23 protein-coding genes are annotated in these 18,366 nt (G+C 59.5%); 12 read left to right on the top strand and 11 right to left on the bottom strand.

The annotated features are described in order from the left end of the window. The first annotated feature begins 34 nt into the window (after positions 1-34). Complete coding sequence (gene upp, locus C4J91_RS04995) at positions 35-673, top strand: uracil phosphoribosyltransferase (protein ID WP_017138223.1); 639 nt, start codon at positions 35-37, stop codon at positions 671-673. Positions 674-675: 2 nt separating this feature from the next. Further along, entirely contained in the window at positions 676-1,950 is a 1,275-nt protein-coding gene (locus C4J91_RS04990; protein WP_124361324.1) for a uracil-xanthine permease family protein, read from the top strand. Between the two features lie 113 nt (positions 1,951-2,063). Here the strand turns inward: C4J91_RS04990 and hisC are convergent, their stop codons facing one another. From hisC to C4J91_RS04940, 10 genes are all read right to left on the bottom strand, one after another. Next, complete coding sequence (gene hisC / locus C4J91_RS04985) at positions 2,064-3,116, bottom strand: histidinol-phosphate transaminase (protein ID WP_124361323.1); 1,053 nt, start codon at positions 3,114-3,116, stop codon at positions 2,064-2,066. Positions 3,117-3,119: 3 nt separating this feature from the next. Next, on the bottom strand, positions 3,120-4,436 hold the full coding sequence (gene hisD, locus C4J91_RS04980) for a histidinol dehydrogenase (protein ID WP_124361322.1): 1,317 nt from the start codon (positions 4,434-4,436) through the stop codon (positions 3,120-3,122). A gap of 126 nt (positions 4,437-4,562) precedes the next feature. Beyond that, entirely contained in the window at positions 4,563-5,198 is a 636-nt protein-coding gene (gene hisG, locus C4J91_RS04975; protein WP_003171824.1) for an ATP phosphoribosyltransferase, read from the bottom strand. A gap of 215 nt (positions 5,199-5,413) precedes the next feature. Continuing rightward, positions 5,414-6,679, bottom strand: coding sequence for a UDP-N-acetylglucosamine 1-carboxyvinyltransferase (murA, locus tag C4J91_RS04970; RefSeq protein WP_124361321.1), 1,266 nt, complete (start codon positions 6,677-6,679; stop codon positions 5,414-5,416). A 23-nt stretch (positions 6,680-6,702) separates the two neighbouring features. Beyond that, positions 6,703-6,942, bottom strand: coding sequence for a BolA family protein (locus tag C4J91_RS04965; protein ID WP_124361320.1), 240 nt, complete (start codon positions 6,940-6,942; stop codon positions 6,703-6,705). A 116-nt stretch (positions 6,943-7,058) separates the two neighbouring features. Then, positions 7,059-7,364: a lipid asymmetry maintenance protein MlaB gene (locus tag C4J91_RS04960; protein WP_124361319.1), complete on the bottom strand. Its 306-nt coding sequence runs from the start codon at positions 7,362-7,364 to the stop codon at positions 7,059-7,061. Continuing rightward, positions 7,361-8,008, bottom strand: coding sequence for a phospholipid-binding protein MlaC (locus C4J91_RS04955; protein ID WP_124361318.1), 648 nt, complete (start codon positions 8,006-8,008; stop codon positions 7,361-7,363). Before C4J91_RS04955 ends, C4J91_RS04960 begins: the two co-directional genes overlap by 4 nt. An 11-nt stretch (positions 8,009-8,019) precedes the next feature. Continuing rightward, positions 8,020-8,487 carry an outer membrane lipid asymmetry maintenance protein MlaD gene (mlaD, locus tag C4J91_RS04950; protein ID WP_003171814.1) on the bottom strand — a complete coding sequence of 156 codons (468 nt, stop codon included), beginning with the start codon at positions 8,485-8,487 and terminating at the stop codon, positions 8,020-8,022. Continuing rightward, positions 8,487-9,284 (bottom strand): lipid asymmetry maintenance ABC transporter permease subunit MlaE, encoded by a 798-nt coding sequence (mlaE, locus tag C4J91_RS04945; protein ID WP_057021555.1) that lies wholly within the window; start codon positions 9,282-9,284, stop codon positions 8,487-8,489. The genes mlaD and mlaE overlap by 1 nt, the downstream gene beginning before the upstream one ends. Further along, complete coding sequence (locus C4J91_RS04940) at positions 9,284-10,093, bottom strand: ATP-binding cassette domain-containing protein (protein ID WP_057724577.1); 810 nt, start codon at positions 10,091-10,093, stop codon at positions 9,284-9,286. The genes mlaE and C4J91_RS04940 overlap by 1 nt, the downstream gene beginning before the upstream one ends. A 307-nt stretch (positions 10,094-10,400) precedes the next feature. Here C4J91_RS04940 and C4J91_RS04935 point away from each other — a divergent pair, with 307 nt between their 5' ends. The 10 genes from C4J91_RS04935 to C4J91_RS04890 all read left to right on the top strand — a co-directional run bounded on the left by C4J91_RS04935 (position 10,401) and on the right by C4J91_RS04890 (position 17,422). Continuing rightward, positions 10,401-11,375 (top strand): KpsF/GutQ family sugar-phosphate isomerase, encoded by a 975-nt coding sequence (locus C4J91_RS04935; protein ID WP_124361317.1) that lies wholly within the window; start codon positions 10,401-10,403, stop codon positions 11,373-11,375. Then, the gene (locus C4J91_RS04930) at positions 11,376-11,900 is read left to right on the top strand and encodes an HAD family hydrolase (RefSeq protein WP_124361316.1); all 525 of its coding nucleotides are present in this window, start codon (positions 11,376-11,378) and stop codon (positions 11,898-11,900) included. Between the two features lie 8 nt (positions 11,901-11,908). Beyond that, positions 11,909-12,481 (top strand): LPS export ABC transporter periplasmic protein LptC, encoded by a 573-nt coding sequence (gene lptC / locus C4J91_RS04925; RefSeq protein ID WP_124361315.1) that lies wholly within the window; start codon positions 11,909-11,911, stop codon positions 12,479-12,481. Beyond that, positions 12,468-13,001, top strand: coding sequence for a lipopolysaccharide transport periplasmic protein LptA (lptA, locus tag C4J91_RS04920; RefSeq protein WP_043050759.1), 534 nt, complete (start codon positions 12,468-12,470; stop codon positions 12,999-13,001). The genes lptC and lptA overlap by 14 nt, the downstream gene beginning before the upstream one ends. Beyond that, a complete protein-coding gene (gene lptB, locus C4J91_RS04915; protein WP_003171806.1) occupies positions 13,001-13,726 on the top strand; it encodes an LPS export ABC transporter ATP-binding protein in 726 nt (241 codons plus the stop codon). The genes lptA and lptB overlap by 1 nt, the downstream gene beginning before the upstream one ends. 196 nt (positions 13,727-13,922) lie before the next feature. After that, positions 13,923-15,416, top strand: a complete 1,494-nt coding sequence (locus C4J91_RS04910; RefSeq protein WP_057724573.1) for an RNA polymerase factor sigma-54 — start codon at positions 13,923-13,925, stop codon at positions 15,414-15,416. Positions 15,417-15,492: 76 nt separating this feature from the next. Then, positions 15,493-15,798 (top strand): ribosome hibernation-promoting factor, HPF/YfiA family, encoded by a 306-nt coding sequence (gene hpf, locus C4J91_RS04905; protein WP_057724572.1) that lies wholly within the window; start codon positions 15,493-15,495, stop codon positions 15,796-15,798. A gap of 10 nt (positions 15,799-15,808) precedes the next feature. After that, positions 15,809-16,273 carry a PTS IIA-like nitrogen regulatory protein PtsN gene (gene ptsN / locus C4J91_RS04900; protein ID WP_124361314.1) on the top strand — a complete coding sequence of 155 codons (465 nt, stop codon included), beginning with the start codon at positions 15,809-15,811 and terminating at the stop codon, positions 16,271-16,273. Positions 16,274-16,275: 2 nt separating this feature from the next. Beyond that, positions 16,276-17,133 (top strand): RNase adapter RapZ, encoded by an 858-nt coding sequence (rapZ, locus tag C4J91_RS04895; RefSeq protein WP_124361313.1) that lies wholly within the window; start codon positions 16,276-16,278, stop codon positions 17,131-17,133. 16 nt (positions 17,134-17,149) lie between these two features. Then, on the top strand, positions 17,150-17,422 hold the full coding sequence (locus C4J91_RS04890; protein ID WP_124361312.1) for an HPr family phosphocarrier protein: 273 nt from the start codon (positions 17,150-17,152) through the stop codon (positions 17,420-17,422). Positions 17,423-17,447: 25 nt separating this feature from the next. Here the strand turns inward: C4J91_RS04890 and C4J91_RS04885 are convergent, their stop codons facing one another. After that, entirely contained in the window at positions 17,448-18,341 is an 894-nt protein-coding gene (locus C4J91_RS04885) for a ZIP family metal transporter (protein WP_124361311.1), read from the bottom strand. Positions 18,342-18,366: the final 25 nt, after the last annotated feature.

Raw genomic sequence — 18,366 nt, 5'->3', positions numbered from 1 at the left:
GCCGGTTTTTTTGCCCGCCGCCGGAGCCTTTCCCATGCCCACTCGCGAGATCCGCCACCCGCTGATCCGACACAAACTCGGCCTTATGCGCCGTGCCGACATCAGCACGAAGAATTTCCGTGAGCTTGCTCAGGAAGTTGGAGCGCTGCTCACTTACGAAGCCACCAAGGACTTACCCTTGGAAACCTACGAGATCCCCGGTTGGGCCGGTCCCGTACAGGTCGAGAAAATTGCCGGTAAGAAAATTACCGTGGTGCCGATCCTGCGCGCCGGTATCGGCATGCTCGAAGGCGTGCTCAGCCTGATCCCGGGCGCCAAGGTCAGCGCCGTCGGCGTGGCCCGCAACGAAGAAACATTGCAGGCCCACACGTACCTGGAAAAACTCGTCCCGGAAATCAACGAACGCCTGGCCATGATCATCGACCCGATGCTCGCCACCGGCAGTTCCATGGTCGCCACCATCGACCTGTTGAAAAAAGCCGGCTGCAAGGACATCCGCGCCATGGTGCTGGTCGCCGCGCCCGAAGGCATTGCCGCCGTCGAGAAAGCGCACCCTGACGTACAGATCTACACCGCCTCCATCGACGAGCGCCTGAATGAACACGGCTACATCATCCCAGGCCTGGGCGATGCCGGTGACAAGATCTTCGGCACCAAGCAGAAGGACGCGTGAGCATGCAGGATGAATTCAACGACCCGCTTTGGCGCCAGATCCTGTCTGGCGCACAAATGCTCTTCGTAGCATTTGGCGCGCTGGTGTTGATGCCGCTGATCACAGGCCTTGATCCAAACGTCGCACTGTTCACCGCAGGCTTAGGCACGTTGCTGTTCCAGGTAGTGACCGGGCGGCAGGTGCCGGTGTTCCTGGCCTCGAGCTTTGCATTCATCACCCCGATCATTCTCGCCAAGGGCCAATTCGGCCTGGCAGCGACCATGGGCGGGGTGATGGCGGCGGGTTTCGTCTATACCTTCCTGGGCCTTGCCGTGAAGGTCAAAGGCACCGGTTTCATCGACCGACTGCTGCCGCCGGTGGTGATCGGCCCGGTGATCATTTCCATCGGCCTGGCCATGGCGCCGATCGCCGCCAATATGGCGATGGGCAAGTCCGGCGACGGCGCCGAGCTGATCCACTACCAGACGGCCATGCTGATCTCGATGCCCGCGCTGCTGACCACCTTGATCGTGGCGGTGTTCGGCAAGGGCATCTTCCGCCTGGTGCCGATCATCTCCGGCGTGCTGGTGGGGTTTGCCATGTCGTTCTACTTTGGCGTGGTCGACACGGCGAAGATCGCCGCCGCGCCGTGGTTCGCCCTGCCCCACTTCACCGCGCCGGAGTTCAACTGGCAGGCCATCCTGTTTATCGTGCCGGTGGCCCTGGCCCCTGCGATCGAGCATATCGGTGGCGTGATAGCGGTCGGCAGCGTGACCGGTCGCGACTACCTGAAGAAGCCCGGCCTGCATCGCACGTTGCTGGGTGACGGGATTGCTACCACGGCCGCCGGCCTGTTTGGCGGCCCGCCCAATACCACCTACGCCGAAGTGACGGGCGCGGTGATGCTGACCAAGAACTACAACCCGAAAATCATGACCTGGGCCGCGGTGTTCGCCATCAGCCTGGCGTTTATCGGCAAGTTCGGCGCGCTGCTGCAGAGCATTCCGGTACCGGTGATGGGCGGAATTCTGTGCCTGCTGTTCGGCTCGATTGCGGCGGTGGGGATGAATACGCTGATTCGCCACAGGATCGACCTGGGTGAAGCGCGCAATCTGGTGATTGTATCGGTGACGCTGGTGTTCGGGATTGGCGGTGTACTGGTGGGTACCGGCACCGGCCCGGACGATTTCGGCCTCAAGGGCATCGCCTTGTGCGCGGTGGTAGCGATTGGTTTGAACCTGCTGTTGCCGGGCAATGATGGTTGGAAGCACAAAAAGCCGGATGAGCCGTTGCTCTAACTAATGTGGGAGGGGGCTTGCTCCCGATAGGGGTGTAACAGTCAATACATCTGTTGACTGACACACCGCCATCGGGAGCAAGCCCCCTCCCACATTTTGATCTTCAGTGTGGCTTAGAGCTCGCCGAGCCCATCGATCAGCGCCTGGTTCTGCTCCGGCGTCCCGATGCTGATCCGCAGGAACTGGGCAATCCGCTCCTGCTTGAAGTGCCGCACGATCACCCCTTGCTCACGCAATTTGGCCGCCAGGCCCGCCGCGTCATGCCGTGGGTGGCGCGCAAAGATGAAGTTGGCTGCCGAAGGCAACACTTCAAACCCCTTGGCCTGCAACTGGCCGGTGAGTTTTTCACGGCTGTCTATCACCCACCCGCAGGTCTTCTCAAAGTATTCACGGTCCTCAAACGCCACGGCAGCGCCGACAATCGCCAGGCGATCCAGCGGGTAGGAGTTGAAGCTGTTCTTGACTCGCTCCAACGCTTCGATCAGGTCCGGATGTCCCACCGCCAGGCCAACCCGCAGGCCCGCCAGCGAGCGCGACTTGGACAACGTCTGGGTCACCAGCAGGTTCGGGTAATGATCCACCAGGGTGATCGCAGTTTCGCCACCGAAGTCGATATAAGCCTCGTCCACGACCACGACTGATTCCGGGTTGGCCTTGAGGATTTGCTCCACAGCGTCCAGCGCCAGCAGGCAACCGGTTGGCGCGTTAGGGTTGGGAAAGATGATCCCACCATTGGGCTTGGCGTAATCCGCCACGTTGATCTGGAACTGTTCGTCCAGCGGCACAGGATCAGACTTGATGCCATAAAGACCGCAGTAAACCGGATAGAAGCTGTAGCTGATATCCGGGAACAAAAGCGGCAACTCGTGCTGGAACAGGCCGTGAAAAATATGCGCCAGGACTTCGTCGGAGCCATTACCAAGGAACACCTTGTTCGCCTCGACGCCGTAATACTTCGCCACCGCTTGCTTGAGTCGGTCGCTGTTGGGGTCCGAGTACAAACGCAGGTCATCGTTCAACTCGGCCCGCATGGCCTCTAACGCTTTGGGCGAAGGACCATAGGGGTTTTCGTTAGTATTGAGCTTGATCAGCTTGGTCAGCTTTGGCTGCTCGCCGGGCACGTAAGGCACCAGGTCCTTGACGAAAGGGCTCCAGAATTTGCTCATGCCTTATTCTCCCTTGAGGATGCGATATTCAGCGCTGCGCGCGTGGGCGCTCAGCGATTCGCCACGGGCCAGCACCGAGGCGGTCTTGCCCAATTCGGACGCGCCCTGGGGCGAACAGAAGATGATCGATGAACGCTTCTGGAAGTCATACACCCCCAGCGGCGACGAAAAGCGCGCGGTGCCGGAGGTCGGCAATACGTGGTTCGGACCTGCACAGTAGTCGCCCAGGGCTTCGCTGGTGTGGCGACCCATGAAGATCGCGCCAGCGTGACGGATCGACGGCAGCCACGCCTGTGGGTCCGCTACGGACAGCTCAAGGTGCTCCGGCGCGATACGGTTGGCCACTTCGATGGCTTGCTCCATGTCGCTGACCAGAATCAATGCGCCACGGCCGTTGATCGATTTCTCGATGATCTCGGCGCGCTCCATGGTCGGCAACAGCTTGTTGATGCTGGCGGCGACCTGATCAAGGAACGCGGCGTCGGGGCTGACCAGGATCGCCTGGGCGTCTTCGTCGTGCTCGGCCTGGGAGAACAGGTCCATGGCGATCCAGTCCGGGTCGGTCTGGCCGTCACACACCACGAGGATTTCCGAGGGGCCGGCGATCATGTCGATACCGACCTGGCCAAACACATGGCGCTTGGCGGTGGCGACGTAGATATTGCCCGGCCCCACTACTTTGTCGACCTTTGGTACGCTTTCGGTGCCATAGGCCAACGCGGCAACCGCTTGGGCGCCACCGATGGTGAACACGCGGTCGACCCCGGCAATGCAGGCGGCAGCCAGCACCAGCTCGTTGATTTCACCACGGGGGGTCGGCACCACCATGACCACTTCGGTCACGCCTGCCACTTTGGCCGGAATCGCGTTCATCAACACCGACGACGGGTACGATGCCTTGCCGCCCGGCACGTACAGGCCGGCGCGGTCCAGCGGCGTGACCTTCTGGCCCAGTACGGTGCCGTCGGCCTCGGTGTAGCTCCAGGAATCCTGCTTCTGCTTTTCGTGATAGCTGCGCACCCGCGCCGCCGCCACTTCCAAGGCTTCACGCTGGGGCGCGGTGATGCGCGTCAGGGCCAGTTCCAGGCGTTCACGGGGCAGAATCAGGTCCGCCATGGACTTGACGTCCAGGCCGTCGAACTGACGGGTGAAATCCACCAGTGCTGCATCGCCGCGCTCGCGCACGGCTTTGATGATCTCGAGCACCCGCTGGTTGACCGAGTCATCGGACACGCTTTCCCAGCTCAGCAGATGATCCAGATGATCGGCGAAATCCGGGTCGGCAGCGTTGAGTCGGGCAATTGCAGTGGACGTGGTCATAGCGAGGGCCTCAATAGATTGGCAAAAACTCAGGCGCCCTAAACTACCGTTCGCTCCGCTTGGGCACCTGAGAATTCTGGCTATGAGGCGGATAGACGGGCGCAGCCTTTGGGCTACGCGGGTGAGTCAACCGCGGTGTCGCGACTCCACTGCCGTGCGCAGGGTGTCGATCAACGCCTGGATACGGGCATGTTGCATTTTCATCGACGCTTTGTTGACGATCAGGCGGGAGCTGATGTCGGCAATGAAATCCTGGGGCTCGAGACCGTTGGCGCGCAGGGTGTTGCCGGTGTCGACCACGTCGATGATCTTGTCGGCCAAGCCTATCAGCGGCGCCAGCTCCATCGAGCCGTAAAGCTTGATGATATCGACCTGACGGCCTTGTTCGGCGTAGTAGCGTTTGGCGACGTTGACGAACTTGGTCGCCACCCGCAGGCGGCCCTTGGGCTCGACATCGCCAACACGGCCGGCGGTCATCAGTTTGCACAGCGCGATCCGCAGGTCCAGTGGCTCGTAGAGACCCTGGCCACCGTATTCCATCAGCACGTCCTTACCGGCCACACCGAGGTCGGCGGCGCCATGTTCAACGTAGGTCGGCACGTCGGTAGCCCGCACGATCAGCAGACGAACGTCGTCCTGGGTCGTGGGGATGATCAGCTTGCGGCTCTTGTCCGGATTCTCGGTCGGCACGATGCCCGCTTCAGCCAGAAGCGGCAGCGTGTCGTCAAGGATGCGGCCCTTGGACAGTGCGATGGTCAACATGGGAAATGTCAGTCCTTCATCAGGCTATTGCTGTCCGGTCGCAAACGGCGCCAGACACAGATCGAGGCCCTTACAGCCTCGATTTGAAACAAACCGGTGTGTGTGTAGGAGCGAGCTTGCTCGCGAAGAACTCATGGGCACCGCGTTTATTCTGGATAAACCCGTTATCGTTGACGTTTTTCGCGAGCAAGCTCGCTCCTACAGAACAGCGGGCATCAGCCCGGAACGCGGCGGATTTTAGCGCCGAGCATCTGCAGCTTTTCTTCGATGCACTCGTAGCCACGGTCTATGTGGTAGATGCGGTCGATCAGCGTATCGCCTTCGGCGCAGAGTGCCGAGATCACCAGGCTGGCCGAAGCACGCAGGTCAGTTGCCATCACTGGCGCGCCCTTGAGCTTGTCGATGCCGGTAACGATGGCGGTGTTGCCCTCGACCTGGATCTTGGCGCCCATGCGGTGCAGTTCGTACACATGCATGAAACGGTTTTCGAAGATGGTCTCGATCACGGCACCAGTGCCTTCAGCAATCGCGTTCAAGGAAATGAACTGCGCCTGCATGTCGGTCGGGAATGCCGGGTACGGGGCTGTACGCACGTTGACAGCTTTTGGCCGCTTGCCGTGCATGTTCAGCTCGATCCAGTCTTCACCGGTGGTGATTTCTGCGCCGGCTTCCTTGAGTTTTTCCAGGACGGCTTCGAGAATGGTCGGATCGGTGTCCTTGACCTTCACGCGGCCACCGGTAACGGCAGCGGCAACCAGGTACGTGCCGGTCTCAATGCGGTCAGGCATGACTTTATAGGTAGCGGTGTGCAGACGCTCTACACCATCAATAGTGATGGTGTCGGTGCCAGCGCCGGAAACCTTCGCGCCCATGGCGTTGAGGAAGTTGGCCAAGTCGACCACTTCCGGCTCGCGCGCGGCGTTTTGCAGGACGCTGCGGCCATTGGCCAGGGCAGCGGCCATCATGATGTTCTCGGTACCGGTCACGCTGACGGTATCGAAGAAGAAGTTCGCGCCACGCAAGCCGCCTTCCGGCGCTTTGGCCTTGATATAGCCGCCTTCGACGTCGATGACCGCGCCCATGGCTTCGAGACCACGGATGTGCAGGTCGACCGGACGCGAACCAATGGCGCAACCGCCAGGCAGGGCCACTTCGGCTTCACCGAAACGCGCGACCATCGGGCCAAGCACCAGGATCGACGCACGCATGGTTTTCACCAGCTCGTACGGGGCGATCAGGGTCTTGATGGTGCGTGGGTCGATTTCGACAGACAACTTCTCGTCGATCACCGGCTCAATGCCCATGCGACCGAACAGCTCAATCATGGTGGTGATGTCGTGCAAGTGCGGCAGGTTGGCCACCGTGACAGGGCCGTCGCACAGCAGGGTCGCTGCCAGGATCGGCAAGGCGGAGTTTTTCGCACCGGAAATGCGGATCTCGCCATCGAGGCGGGCACCGCCGGTAATAATCAATTTATCCATAAGAATCTCGACGCCTTGGGGGCTCAGGTGCGCTCGGCCCAGGCCGCGCGGCTGAAAAATTTCATAGTGACCGCATGGATGCTGCCATCGGTGATCCATGGGTTCAAATGGGCATAGATCTGCTGCTGACGCTTGACCGGGCTCAATGCCGCCAGTTCATCGCTGATCACGTTCAGCTGGAAATTGCAGCCTTCGCCTTCAACTTCTACAGCCGTGTCCGGCAGCTTTCCTTCAAGGAAGCTCTTAACTTCTAGGGCCTGCATGCTCAACCTCTATCGGCGCCCAGTGCGCACGGGTCGCACATCATACAAAAAAAGCCCCGCGCCTGCGAACCCCGCATAGCAGGACTCTGACGGAGGGCTTCTCTGATAAATGTGTATTACGGGTGTGCCAACAGCTCGGTCAAGCCGGAAACCTCGGCGATCTCGCGCATGTCTTCAGGCAACGCACGGAGACTGACCGGCTTTTTTACCGCAGCAGCATCGCGCATGAAGCACAACAGCAACGACAAACCGACGCTGCTGGACTTGGTTACCGCCGAGCAATCCAGCACCAGCGCGGGCGCAGTGCTGGCCTTGATCAGTGCCTGGCCCTGCTTGCGCAGGTCAGGCCCGGTGCGGTAATCGAGCACGCCGCTGAGGAACAGCTCGCCGGCATCGCCGATACGAACAGCCGACTCGGTCATGGCGCTGGTTTCCCGGCTTCCTTATCGGAAGTTTCCTTGGCCTTGGCCACTTCGCCGGCCCAACCATTGATGGTCTTGTCCAGGTCGTTGCCATTGCGCTGCATCGCGTCGGCGAACTGGTCACGGAACAGCTTGCCGATATTGATGCCGTTGATGATCACGTTACGCAGCTTCCACTCGCCGCCGACCTTCGCCAGCGTGTACTGCACAGGGTACACGGCACCATTGGTACCTTTGACGGTCATGTTGACGCTGGTGCGGTCACCCGACTCATCACCGGCCGGAGCGACGGTAATCCCCTGGTTGTTGTACTCAAGCAAGGCGTTGCCGTAGAACTGGAACAGGCCGCGCTTGAAGTTTTCCTGGAAACGCTGCATCTGCGCAGGTGTGGCCTTGCGCGAATACTTGACGGTCATGATGCTTTTGGAGATGCCTTCGGCATCCACCACCGGACCGACAATGGTATTGAGCGCGTTGTAGAACTGGCTCGGGTCTTGTTTGTACTTTTCCTTGTTGGCCGACAGGTCAGCCAACATTTTGTTGGTGGTGTCCTGCACCAGTTCGTGGGCAGAACCGGCTGCGTTGGCCATCAACGGCAGCGCTGCAAGCAGAACCAGAAGGCCACGTCGCAAGGTAGAGAGCATGAACAGATTCCTCATTTGGCGTCTTTATTGACCGTGTTGAGCAGGAATTTACCGATCAGGTCTTCAAGCACCAACGACGACTGTGTGTCGTGGATAGTCGAGCCATCCTTGAGCAGGGCTGTTTCCCCGCCCACGCTGACACCGATGTACTTCTCGCCCAGCAAGCCCGCAGTGAGGATAGATGCCGTGGAGTCAGTCGGCAGATTATCTACCTTCTTGTCCAACTGCATCGTCACTCGGCCGGTGAAGCTATCGCGATCCAGATCGATTGCCGTGACCTTGCCGATGGTCACACCGGCCATGGTCACTTTAGCTCTGACCGTCAAACCGGCGATATTGTCGAAGTACGCATAAAGTTTATAGGTGTCGGCGGTGGGGCTGGCCGACAGGCCACTGACCCGCAGGGCCAGCAACAGTAAAGCCAGGATGCCAGCCAGCAAGAAAAGGCCGACACCGATCTCCACAGTGCGGTTTTGCATCAGAAATCTCCAAACATCAAGGCGGTCAAAATGAAGTCAAGGCCCAGTACCGCCAGCGAGGCGTATACAACGGTCTTGGTGGTGGCGCGACTGATCCCTTCTGAAGTGGGCTCACAGTCATAGCCTTGGAATACGGCGATCCAGGTCACTACAAAGGCGAAGACGATGCTCTTTATGATGCCGTTGAGCACATCGCCCGTGAAGGTCACGCTGTTTTGCATGTTGGCCCAGTAGGAACCGTCATAGACCCCCAACCAGTCCACCGCCACCCACGAACCGCCCCAGATCCCGACCACGCTGAAGATCATCGCCAGCAGCGGAAGGGAAATGAAGCCGGCCCACAGGCGCGGGGCAACAATGTACTTGAGCGGGTCCACACCGATCATTTCCAGGCTGGACAGCTGTTCGGTGGACTTCATGTTACCGATTTCGGCGGTCAACGCAGAACCTGCACGCCCGGCGAACAGCAACGCGGTGACCACCGGCCCCAGTTCACGCAACAGCGTCAGGGCAACCATCTGCCCTACCGCCTGCTCTGAACCGTAGCTGGACAGAATGTTGAAGCCTTGCAGCGCCAGCACCATGCCGATGAACATTCCGGAGACCACGATGATCACCAGAGACATCACGCCGACCGCATGCAGTTGCTTGAGCAGCAAGCCAAAGCCGCCGCCGATGCCGCCGCGGCCGAGCAAGGCGTGGAACAGGAAAATAGTCGAACGCCCGAGGACTTCGACGATGTCGATGCCCGAGCGACCGAAAAGGCGAACCTTTTCGATAAGAGATGTCTTGCGCATCAGCGCTTCCCCAGAAGATCTGCGCGGTAGTCCGCTGCCGGAAAGTGAAAAGGCACCGGGCCATCAGGATCGCCGGTCATGAATTGGCGAATGCGCGGGTTATCGGCGTTCATCAGCTCTTCTGGCGTCCCCTGCCCCAGCACCTGACCATCACCCACTACATAGAGGTAGTCAGCGATGCTCGCGGTTTCGGCCAGGTCGTGAGACACCACGATGCTGGTGATACCCAATGCATCATTGAGCAGACGGATCAGGCGCACCAGTACGCCCATGGCGATGGGATCCTGGCCCACGAAAGGCTCGTCATACATGAGGATCTGCGGGTCGAGGGCGATAGCTCGCGCCAGGGCGACACGACGCTTCATGCCACCGGACAATTCGTCAGGCATCAGGTCGATGGCCCCGCGAAGCCCTACGGCCTGCAGCTTGAGCAACACAATGTCACGAATCATCTCATCGGACAGCTGGGTATGCACCCGCAGCGGGAACGCTACGTTTTCGAAAACATCGAGGTCGGTAAACAGCGCACCGCTCTGGAACAGTACTCCCATGTGCTTGCGCGCATCGAACAGATCGCTGCGCGACAGCGTCGGCAGGTTCTGGCCGTTGACCCACACTTCGCCGGCACTGGGGCGCAATTGCATGCCCATCAGGCGCAACAAGGTGGTCTTGCCGCAACCGGAAGGCCCCATGATGCCCGTGACTTTTCCGCGAGGAATGCGAATATCGACGTTATTGAAGATGCTGCGCGTACCGCGCTTGAAGGAAAGGCCCTTCAGCTCGACCGCGTAGGCGTTATCGGCACTCATCTAATCTCCTTGGGATGCAGCCTTTCACTCAGACACCATGTATGCGAATTTGGTTTGCAATGGATGTGCAATAGTTACGCCATGGGTTGGGCGGACCGAACTGGCCGCGAACTATATCACTGCTGGTGCAGAGCCCCCAAGGCCGGAACAGCGCTTGTTCAGATTCAGCACAGCGAAAAACGTTGCCGGCGATGTTATTCAGACGAATCCTGGAGACGCTCAGAATAAAGCCTGACGAACTTATGTGAGCGAATCGATCATTACCGCTATAATCGCCGACTTTTCGTCAGGCTATACGACTTCAGACATGAGCCAATCCAGCGACCTCATCCAATCCGCACAACGCACCATCCGCCTCGAGCTGGAAGCCGTAGAAGGTTTGCTGGCGCATATCGACGCAGATTTCGTACGCGCCTGCGAGATGATTCTGGCCAGCAAAGGCCGCGTTGTCGTGGTTGGCATGGGTAAGTCCGGCCACGTCGGCAACAAGATCGCCGCTACGCTGGCCAGCACCGGAACCACAGCGTTCTTCGTGCACCCGGCCGAAGCCAGCCATGGTGATATGGGCATGATTACCAAGGATGACGTGATTCTGGCATTGTCCAACTCCGGCACCACCAACGAAATCGTCACCCTGCTGCCGCTGATCAAGCGCCTGGGCATCAAGATGATCAGCGTCACCGGCAACCCGGAATCGACACTGGCCAAGGCCGCCGAAGTGAACTTGAACGTTCATGTCGCCCATGAAGCCTGCCCGCTGAACCTGGCGCCCACCTCGTCGACGACTGCGGCACTGGTCATGGGCGACGCGCTGGCGGTGGCGCTGCTTGAGGCTCGCGGGTTCACCGCTGAAGATTTCGCGTTTTCGCACCCCGGCGGCGCCCTGGGCCGCCGCTTGCTGTTGAAAGTGGAAAACGTCATGCATGCGGGCGATGAACTGCCCCACGTGCAACGCGGCACCTTGCTCAAGGACGCGCTGATGGAAATGACCCGCAAGGGCCTGGGCATGACCGTGATCCTGGAAGCCGACGGCCGACTGGCCGGCGTGTTCACCGACGGTGATCTGCGGCGCACCCTGGACCGGGCCATCGACATCCATACCGCAACCATCGATGCTGTGATGACGCCCCACGGCAAGACCGCGCGCCCCGAGATGCTGGCAGCCGAAGCCCTGAAGATCATGGAAGACCACAAGATCGGCGCGCTGGTGGTGGTCGATGACCACGACCACCCTATCGGCGCCCTGAACATGCACGACTTGTTGCGTGCAGGAGTGATGTAAATGACCAGCGACCTGTTGCAACGCGGTAAAAACATCAAGTTGGCGATATTCGACGTCGATGGCGTGCTGACCGATGGCCGCCTGTACTTTCTCGAAGACGGCAGCGAATTCAAGACGTTCAACACCCTCGACGGCCAGGGCATCAAGATGCTGATGGCGGCAGGCGTGCAAACAGCGATTATCAGCGGTCGAAAGACCCCCGTTGTGGAACGTCGCGCACAAAACCTCGGGATTCCTCACCTGTATCAAGGCCGCGAGGATAAACTGGTGGTGCTGGACGAGCTTCTTGGCCAACTCAACCTAAGCTATGAACAAGTCGCCTATCTGGGTGACGATCTGCCTGACCTGCCGGTGATCCGTCGGGTAGGCCTGGGCATGGCCGTCGCCAATGCCGCAGCGTTTGTGCGTGAACACGCCCATGGCATTACCGCCGCCCGCGGTGGCGAAGGTGCCGCCCGCGAGTTCTGCGAGTTGATCCTGCGTGCCCAGGGCAGTCTTGAAGCGGCCCACGCCGCCTACTTATAGAGCGTTATATGCTGAGCAAAAAGATTCGCAACTTCCTGCTATTCGGAGCCATCGCCGCGCTGTTGCTCGCGGTGGGCTACTGGAATATCAGCCCGGAGCGCTTTCTCGACAAGCCTGTCGTGCAGGTTGATGAAAGTGTCATCGACAACTTCGCCACCAACACCCATACCGTGCAGTTCCTGCCCGATGGCAAGGTGCAGTACGAGTTGGTCTCCGACAAGGTCGAGCGCTTGAAAGCCTCGGAAGTCAGCCTGCTGACCAACCCGGACTTGAACATGTACCGTGGCACCGAACTGCCATGGCACGTCACCAGCCTGCGTGGCGAGGTCAATCCGGACGGCACCGAAATCGAACTGATCGACTCGGTGCGCGTCGCACGTACAGACGCGCAGAACCGCGACACCATCATTACCAGCAGTCGCATGACGGTATTCCCACAACAGCAATATGCGCAGACCGAGCAAGACGTTAGAATCGACGGCGCTGGCGGTGTATCGACTGGCAAGGGAATGAAAGCGTATTTGAAAGAAAGCAGGATACACCTGCTATCGAACGTAAGAGGACAGTATGAGGCTCGTTAAAACCCTCCCTATTTTGCTCGGTCTGGGCGCAGCACTGGGAAGCGTGAGCGCCTGGGCTCTGCCGAACGATAGCCAGCAACCGATCCACATCTCGGCTGACGATGCGCAGCTGGATGACAAGCAAGGTGTCGCGACCTACACCGGTGGCGTGATCATCACCCAAGGCTCGATGAAGATCACCGGTAATACGGTGACACTGACTCGCACCCAGGCTGGCGATATCGACGTCGTGACCTCGGTGGGCAACCTCGCTTACTTCGAGCAGAAGCAAAAGGCAGAAGACCCAGGGCCGATGAAAGGCTATGGCAAGACTATCCAGTACCATGCCCAGCAAAATCGCATCGTATTGATCGACCAGGCCAAGGTGCTGAGTGCCGACGGTAACTCCACCGAAGGCGAGAAGATCGTCTACAACACCCAGACCCAGGTCGCCCAGGCGGGTCGCGCCAATGGCAACAAGGTCACCGCGCCTCGCCCACGGATCGACATGGTCATCCAGCCGAAGAAGAAGGCCGAGTAATGGCAACCCTGAAAGCCCAGCATCTGGCCAAGGCCTATAAAAGCCGCCAGGTGGTACGCGATGTGAGCCTATCGATCGACAGCGGCCAGATTGTCGGCCTGCTTGGCCCCAACGGTGCCGGCAAGACCACCTGCTTCTACATGATCGTCGGGCTGGTCCAGGCGGACCAGGGGCGCGTATTGATCGACGACCTGGACGTCAGCCACCAGCCGATGCACGGCCGTGCGCGCGCAGGTATCGGCTATCTTCCGCAGGAGGCGTCGATCTTCCGCAAACTGTCGGTAGCCGACAACATCATGGCAATCCTCGAGACCCGCAAGGAACTCGACCGCGACGGCCGCCGCAAGGAACTGGAAAGCCTGTTGCAGGAATTCCACATCAACCACATTCGCGACAATCTCGGCATGAGCTTGTCCGGTGGTGAGCGTCGCCGCGTGGAGATCGCCCGCGCCCTGGCAACCGCCCCCAAATTCATTCTGCTGGACGAACCGTTCGCTGGCGTTGATCCGATTTCGGTGGGCGATATCAAGCAGATCATCCATCACCTCAAGGCCAAGGGCATTGGTGTGCTGATCACCGACCACAACGTCCGTGAGACCCTCGATATCTGCGAAACCGCTTATATCGTCAACGACGGGCAATTGATTGCCGAAGGTGATTCAGCGACGATCCTGGCCAACGAACTGGTGAAGGAAGTTTATCTGGGTCACGAGTTCCGCCTGTAAACACGGTGATATCGGGCCCTTTACGAGCGCGCGAGCGAGTCAATAAAAACCTCAGCTTTTTTCTCAGCTTTTTTATTGTTACCGCGCTCTAGGCAAAGGCCCCGATATCAGGCATATAATTTGCTTATGTTTGGCGCTCACGCGCCCTGTCGTGGATGGCGCATTGCGCCGGCGAATAAGGTGTTAAGCCCCTGCCATGAAACCATCGCTAGTCCTGAGAATGGGCCAGCAGCTGACGATGACACCGCAGCTGCAACAGGCCATCCGCCTGCTCCAATTGTCGACCCTGGACCTGCAACAGGAAATCCAGGAGGCCCTGGAGTCCAATCCGATGCTCGAACGCCAGGAAGAAGGCGACGACTTCGACAATACCGACCCCTTGGCCGACAATATCGAGCAAAAGCCCAATCCCGATGTACAGGAACCGTCCTATCAGGAAACCGCCCCTACGGTGGACAACCTCGAGGACGGCGAATGGAACGAACGCATTCCCAACGAACTTCCGGTGGACACCGCATGGGAAGACGTCTACCAGACCAGCGCCAGCAGCCTGCCCAGCAATGACGACGACGAATGGGACTTCACCACCCGTACGTCGGTCGGCGAGAGCCTGCAGAGCCACTTGCTGTGGCAACTGAACCTGGCGCCGATGTCCGACACCGATCGCTTGATCGCCGTCACCCTGATCGACTGCATCAATAACCAGGGTTATCTGGACGAAACGCTCGAAGAAATTCTTGAAGCCTTCGACCCGGAGCTGGATATCGAACTGGACGAGATCGAAGCCGTCCTGCACCGTATCCAGCAATTCGAGCCCGCCGGCATTGGCGCCCGTACGCTCAGCGAGTGCTTGTTGCTGCAACTGCGCCAGCTACCGGCCAAGACCCCCTGGCTCGCTGAAGCCAAGCGGCTGGTCAGCGACTACATCGACCTGCTCGGCAGCCGCGACTACAGCCAGCTGATGCGTCGCATGAAGCTCAAGGAAGACGAGCTGCGCCAGGTTATCGAGCTGGTTCAGAGCCTCAACCCTCGCCCGGGCTCGCAGATCGAGTCCAGCGAAGCCGAATATGTCGTGCCTGATGTGATCGTGCGCAAAGACAACGAGCGCTGGCTGGTGGAACTGAACCAGGAGTCGGTGCCACGCCTTCGGGTCAACCCGCAATACGCCGGCTTCGTGCGCCGCGCCGATACCAGCGCCGACAACACGTTCATGCGCAACCAGCTGCAGGAAGCACGCTGGTTCATCAAGAGCCTGCAAAGCCGCAACGAAACCCTGATGAAAGTGGCCACCCAGATCGTCGAGCACCAACGCGGCTTCCTGGAATATGGCGACGAGGCAATGAAACCCCTGGTACTGCACGACATCGCTGAAGCGGTTGGCATGCACGAATCGACGATTTCACGGGTGACCACGCAAAAATTCATGCATACCCCACGGGGTATTTATGAGCTGAAATACTTTTTCTCCAGCCATGTAAGCACCTCCGAAGGCGGCGAATGCTCGTCCACGGCGATCCGCGCGATCATCAAAAAACTGGTTGCCGCGGAAAATCAGAAAAAGCCGTTGAGTGACAGCAAGATCGCTGGTTTACTGGAGGCACAAGGCATTCAGGTCGCCCGTCGAACCGTCGCCAAGTACCGCGAGTCTCTCGGGATCGCGCCTTCCAGCGAGCGAAAGCGTTTGATGTGACGGGCGGGGCACAGCGTTCCAGTGGCAGGCGCTTTTCGCCTGCCGCTTTATGCACTGGCAACGAAGGAGAAGCTGTATGCAAGTCAACATCAGTGGACACCATGTAGAAGTCACCCCACCCATGCGCGAATACGTCGAACAGAAGCTGAAAAAGCTTGAAGGACATTTCGACAAGATCACCAACGTGCAGGTCATCATGAAGGTCGATAAGCTTCAGCAGAAAATTGAAGCGACCCTGCAGATACCCGGTGGCGAAGTGGTTGCTAACGCCGAGCATGAAGACATGTATGCATCGATCGACTTGCTCACCGACAAGCTTGACCGCCAACTCAAAAAGCATAAGGAAAAGAATCTGCACCTGATGCAAGGTACAGGTCGTTAACTCTCCCCCCATGATCCGACTTGAAACCATCCTGACCCCCGGCCGTTCCCTCGTGAACGTGCCGGGCGGCAGCAAGAAAAAAGCCCTCGAACAAATTGCCAACCTGATCAGCAGCCAAGTGCCTGACCTGGAGATGCAAGATGTCTTCGAGGCTCTGATCGCCCGTGAAAAACTTGGCTCGACCGGTTTTGGCAACGGCATCGCCATCCCCCACTGCCGCCTCAAAGGCTGCACAACACCGGTCAGCGCCCTGCTGCACCTGGATCACCCCATCGATTTCGATGCCATCGACGGCGCTCCGGTCGACCTGCTGTTCGTTCTGCTGGTCCCACAAGCTGCCACCGATGCGCACCTGGAACTGCTCCGGCAGATCGCCAGCATGCTCGACCGCAAGGAAGTACGCGAAAAACTGCGCAGTGCCAAGAGTAATGAGGCGTTGTATCAGGTCGTCCTGGATGAGCAAAGCGGGCAATAATCATGCGTTTGATCATCGTCAGCGGCCGTTCCGGCTCGGGCAAGAGCACTGCCCTCAATGTGCTTGAAGACAGCGGCTTCTACTGCATCGACAACCTGCCCGCCGGGCTGCTGCCGGAATTGGCCGAGCGCGCCTTGATCCACACCGAACTGGCGCAACCGCTGGTCGCCGTGTCGATCGACGCCCGCAACCTGCCCAGCCATCTCTCGCGCTTCCCCGAACTGCTTGAGGAAGTGCGCGCCAAGCATATTCATTGCGACGTGCTGTACCTGGATGCCGACGAAGAAACCCTGCTCAAGCGTTTCTCCGAAACCCGTCGACGCCATCCGCTCAGCAGCGCCAACCGCTCCCTGGCGGAAGCCATCCAGGACGAGACCAAGCTGCTGGGGCCGATCATCGATCTGGCCGACCTCAAGATCAACACCACCAACCTGAACCTGTACCAGCTGCGCGATGCGATCAAACTGCGATTGCTGAACCAGCCGGAGCCTGGCACAGCGTTTCTGGTCGAGTCATTTGGTTTCAAGCGTGGCATGCCGGTGGATGCCGACTTGGTGTTCGACGTGCGTTGCCTGCCCAATCCTTATTGGAAACCGGAATTGCGCGATCAGTCCGGGCTCGATCAGCCCGTGATCGACTATCTGGCGGCACAAGCGGATGTGGAAGAGATGTTCCAGGACATCTCCACCTACCTGCTCAAATGGCTACCGCGCTTTGCCGCGAGCAATCGCGCCTATGTCACCATTGCCATTGGCTGCACCGGTGGCCACCACCGCTCCGTCTACCTGACGGAACGGCTCGGCCAGGTGCTGCAACAAACCCTCAAGAATGTCCAGGTTCGCCACCGCGACCTTAGCTGAAAGGAACACCACTGCGATGCCGGCTCGGGAAATTGAAATCATCAACAAGCTGGGTTTGCACGCCCGGGCTTCAGCCAAGTTTGTCGGCGTTGCCGGGCAGTTCCCCTGCCAGATCCGCGCCGGGCGCACGCCGGAAACGATGGTCGACGGTAAAAGCATCATGGCGATGATGATGCTTGCCGCAGGCAAAGGCACCAAGATCCATCTGGAAACCCAAGGCGAACAAGAGCAGGAAGCCATGGACGCGCTGGTGAAGCTGATCAATAACTACTTTGATGAAGGCGAATAACCGCCTTGCGCTGTAGGAGCAAGCTTCAACCCAACGCCGTATCCATCATCATCATCAAGCAGAACCCGATGCACAACCCCAGGCTGGCGAGCTTATCGTGACCGTTTCGGCGTGACTCGGGGATGACCTCATGGGTCACCACCAGCAGCATCGCGCCAGCAGCCAGCGCCAGCCCCAGGGGCAACAGCACTTCGGCAAGGCTCACCAACCACGCGCACAGCACTGCAAATACCGGTTCGACCAAACCGGACGCAGCGCCGATCAGGAACGCCTTGATCCGCGACATCCCCGCCCCAGCCAATACCAGCGCAATCACCAGGCCTTCCGGCACGTCCTGCAGGGCAATGCCCATGGCGAGGCTGTCGGCATCCGCCATGCCGCCACCCGCAGAAACTCCTACAGCCATGCCTTCCGGGATGTTGTGGGCAATGATGGCAAACACGAAGAGCCAGATGCGCGGCGGAATAACCGGCTTATCCGGCGTGCCCACCAACATTTCCGGGCTGGCGCCGGACACCTTGCGGTCTACCAGATACAGCCCGAATGCACCCAGCATGATGCCGAAGCTGATCAAGCCAGCCGCACCCCACGGCGAGAGCCCCAGGCTTTCAGCGGCGGCAATGCCGGGCACGACCAGCGAAAAGGCGGTCGCCGCCAGCATTACCCCTGCTCCAAACCCCAGCAAGGTATCGCTCAACGCCGCCGGCATTCGGCGAATCACCAGCACCGGCACCGCGCCCAACGCGGTACCGAGTGCGCAGATCGCTCCGCCCTGCAAGGCGCGCAAGATGCGCGGCTCCAAGTCGAGCCAAGCCAGCCCATGGGCCACCAATAATGCCGTACCGACTAATACAAGCAGGGAGCCAAACGCGTAGCGAAATAATCGCACGCTGCTAATCGCCAGTGTTTCAGTGCCCATAGTCGGCCTTAGATCTTGTTATAGG

Source organism: Pseudomonas sp. R3-52-08, assembly GCF_003851745.1.
In the GTDB taxonomy this organism is placed as follows: Bacteria; Pseudomonadota; Gammaproteobacteria; order Pseudomonadales; family Pseudomonadaceae; genus Aquipseudomonas.
This window is presented reverse-complemented; position numbering and strand designations above follow the sequence as displayed.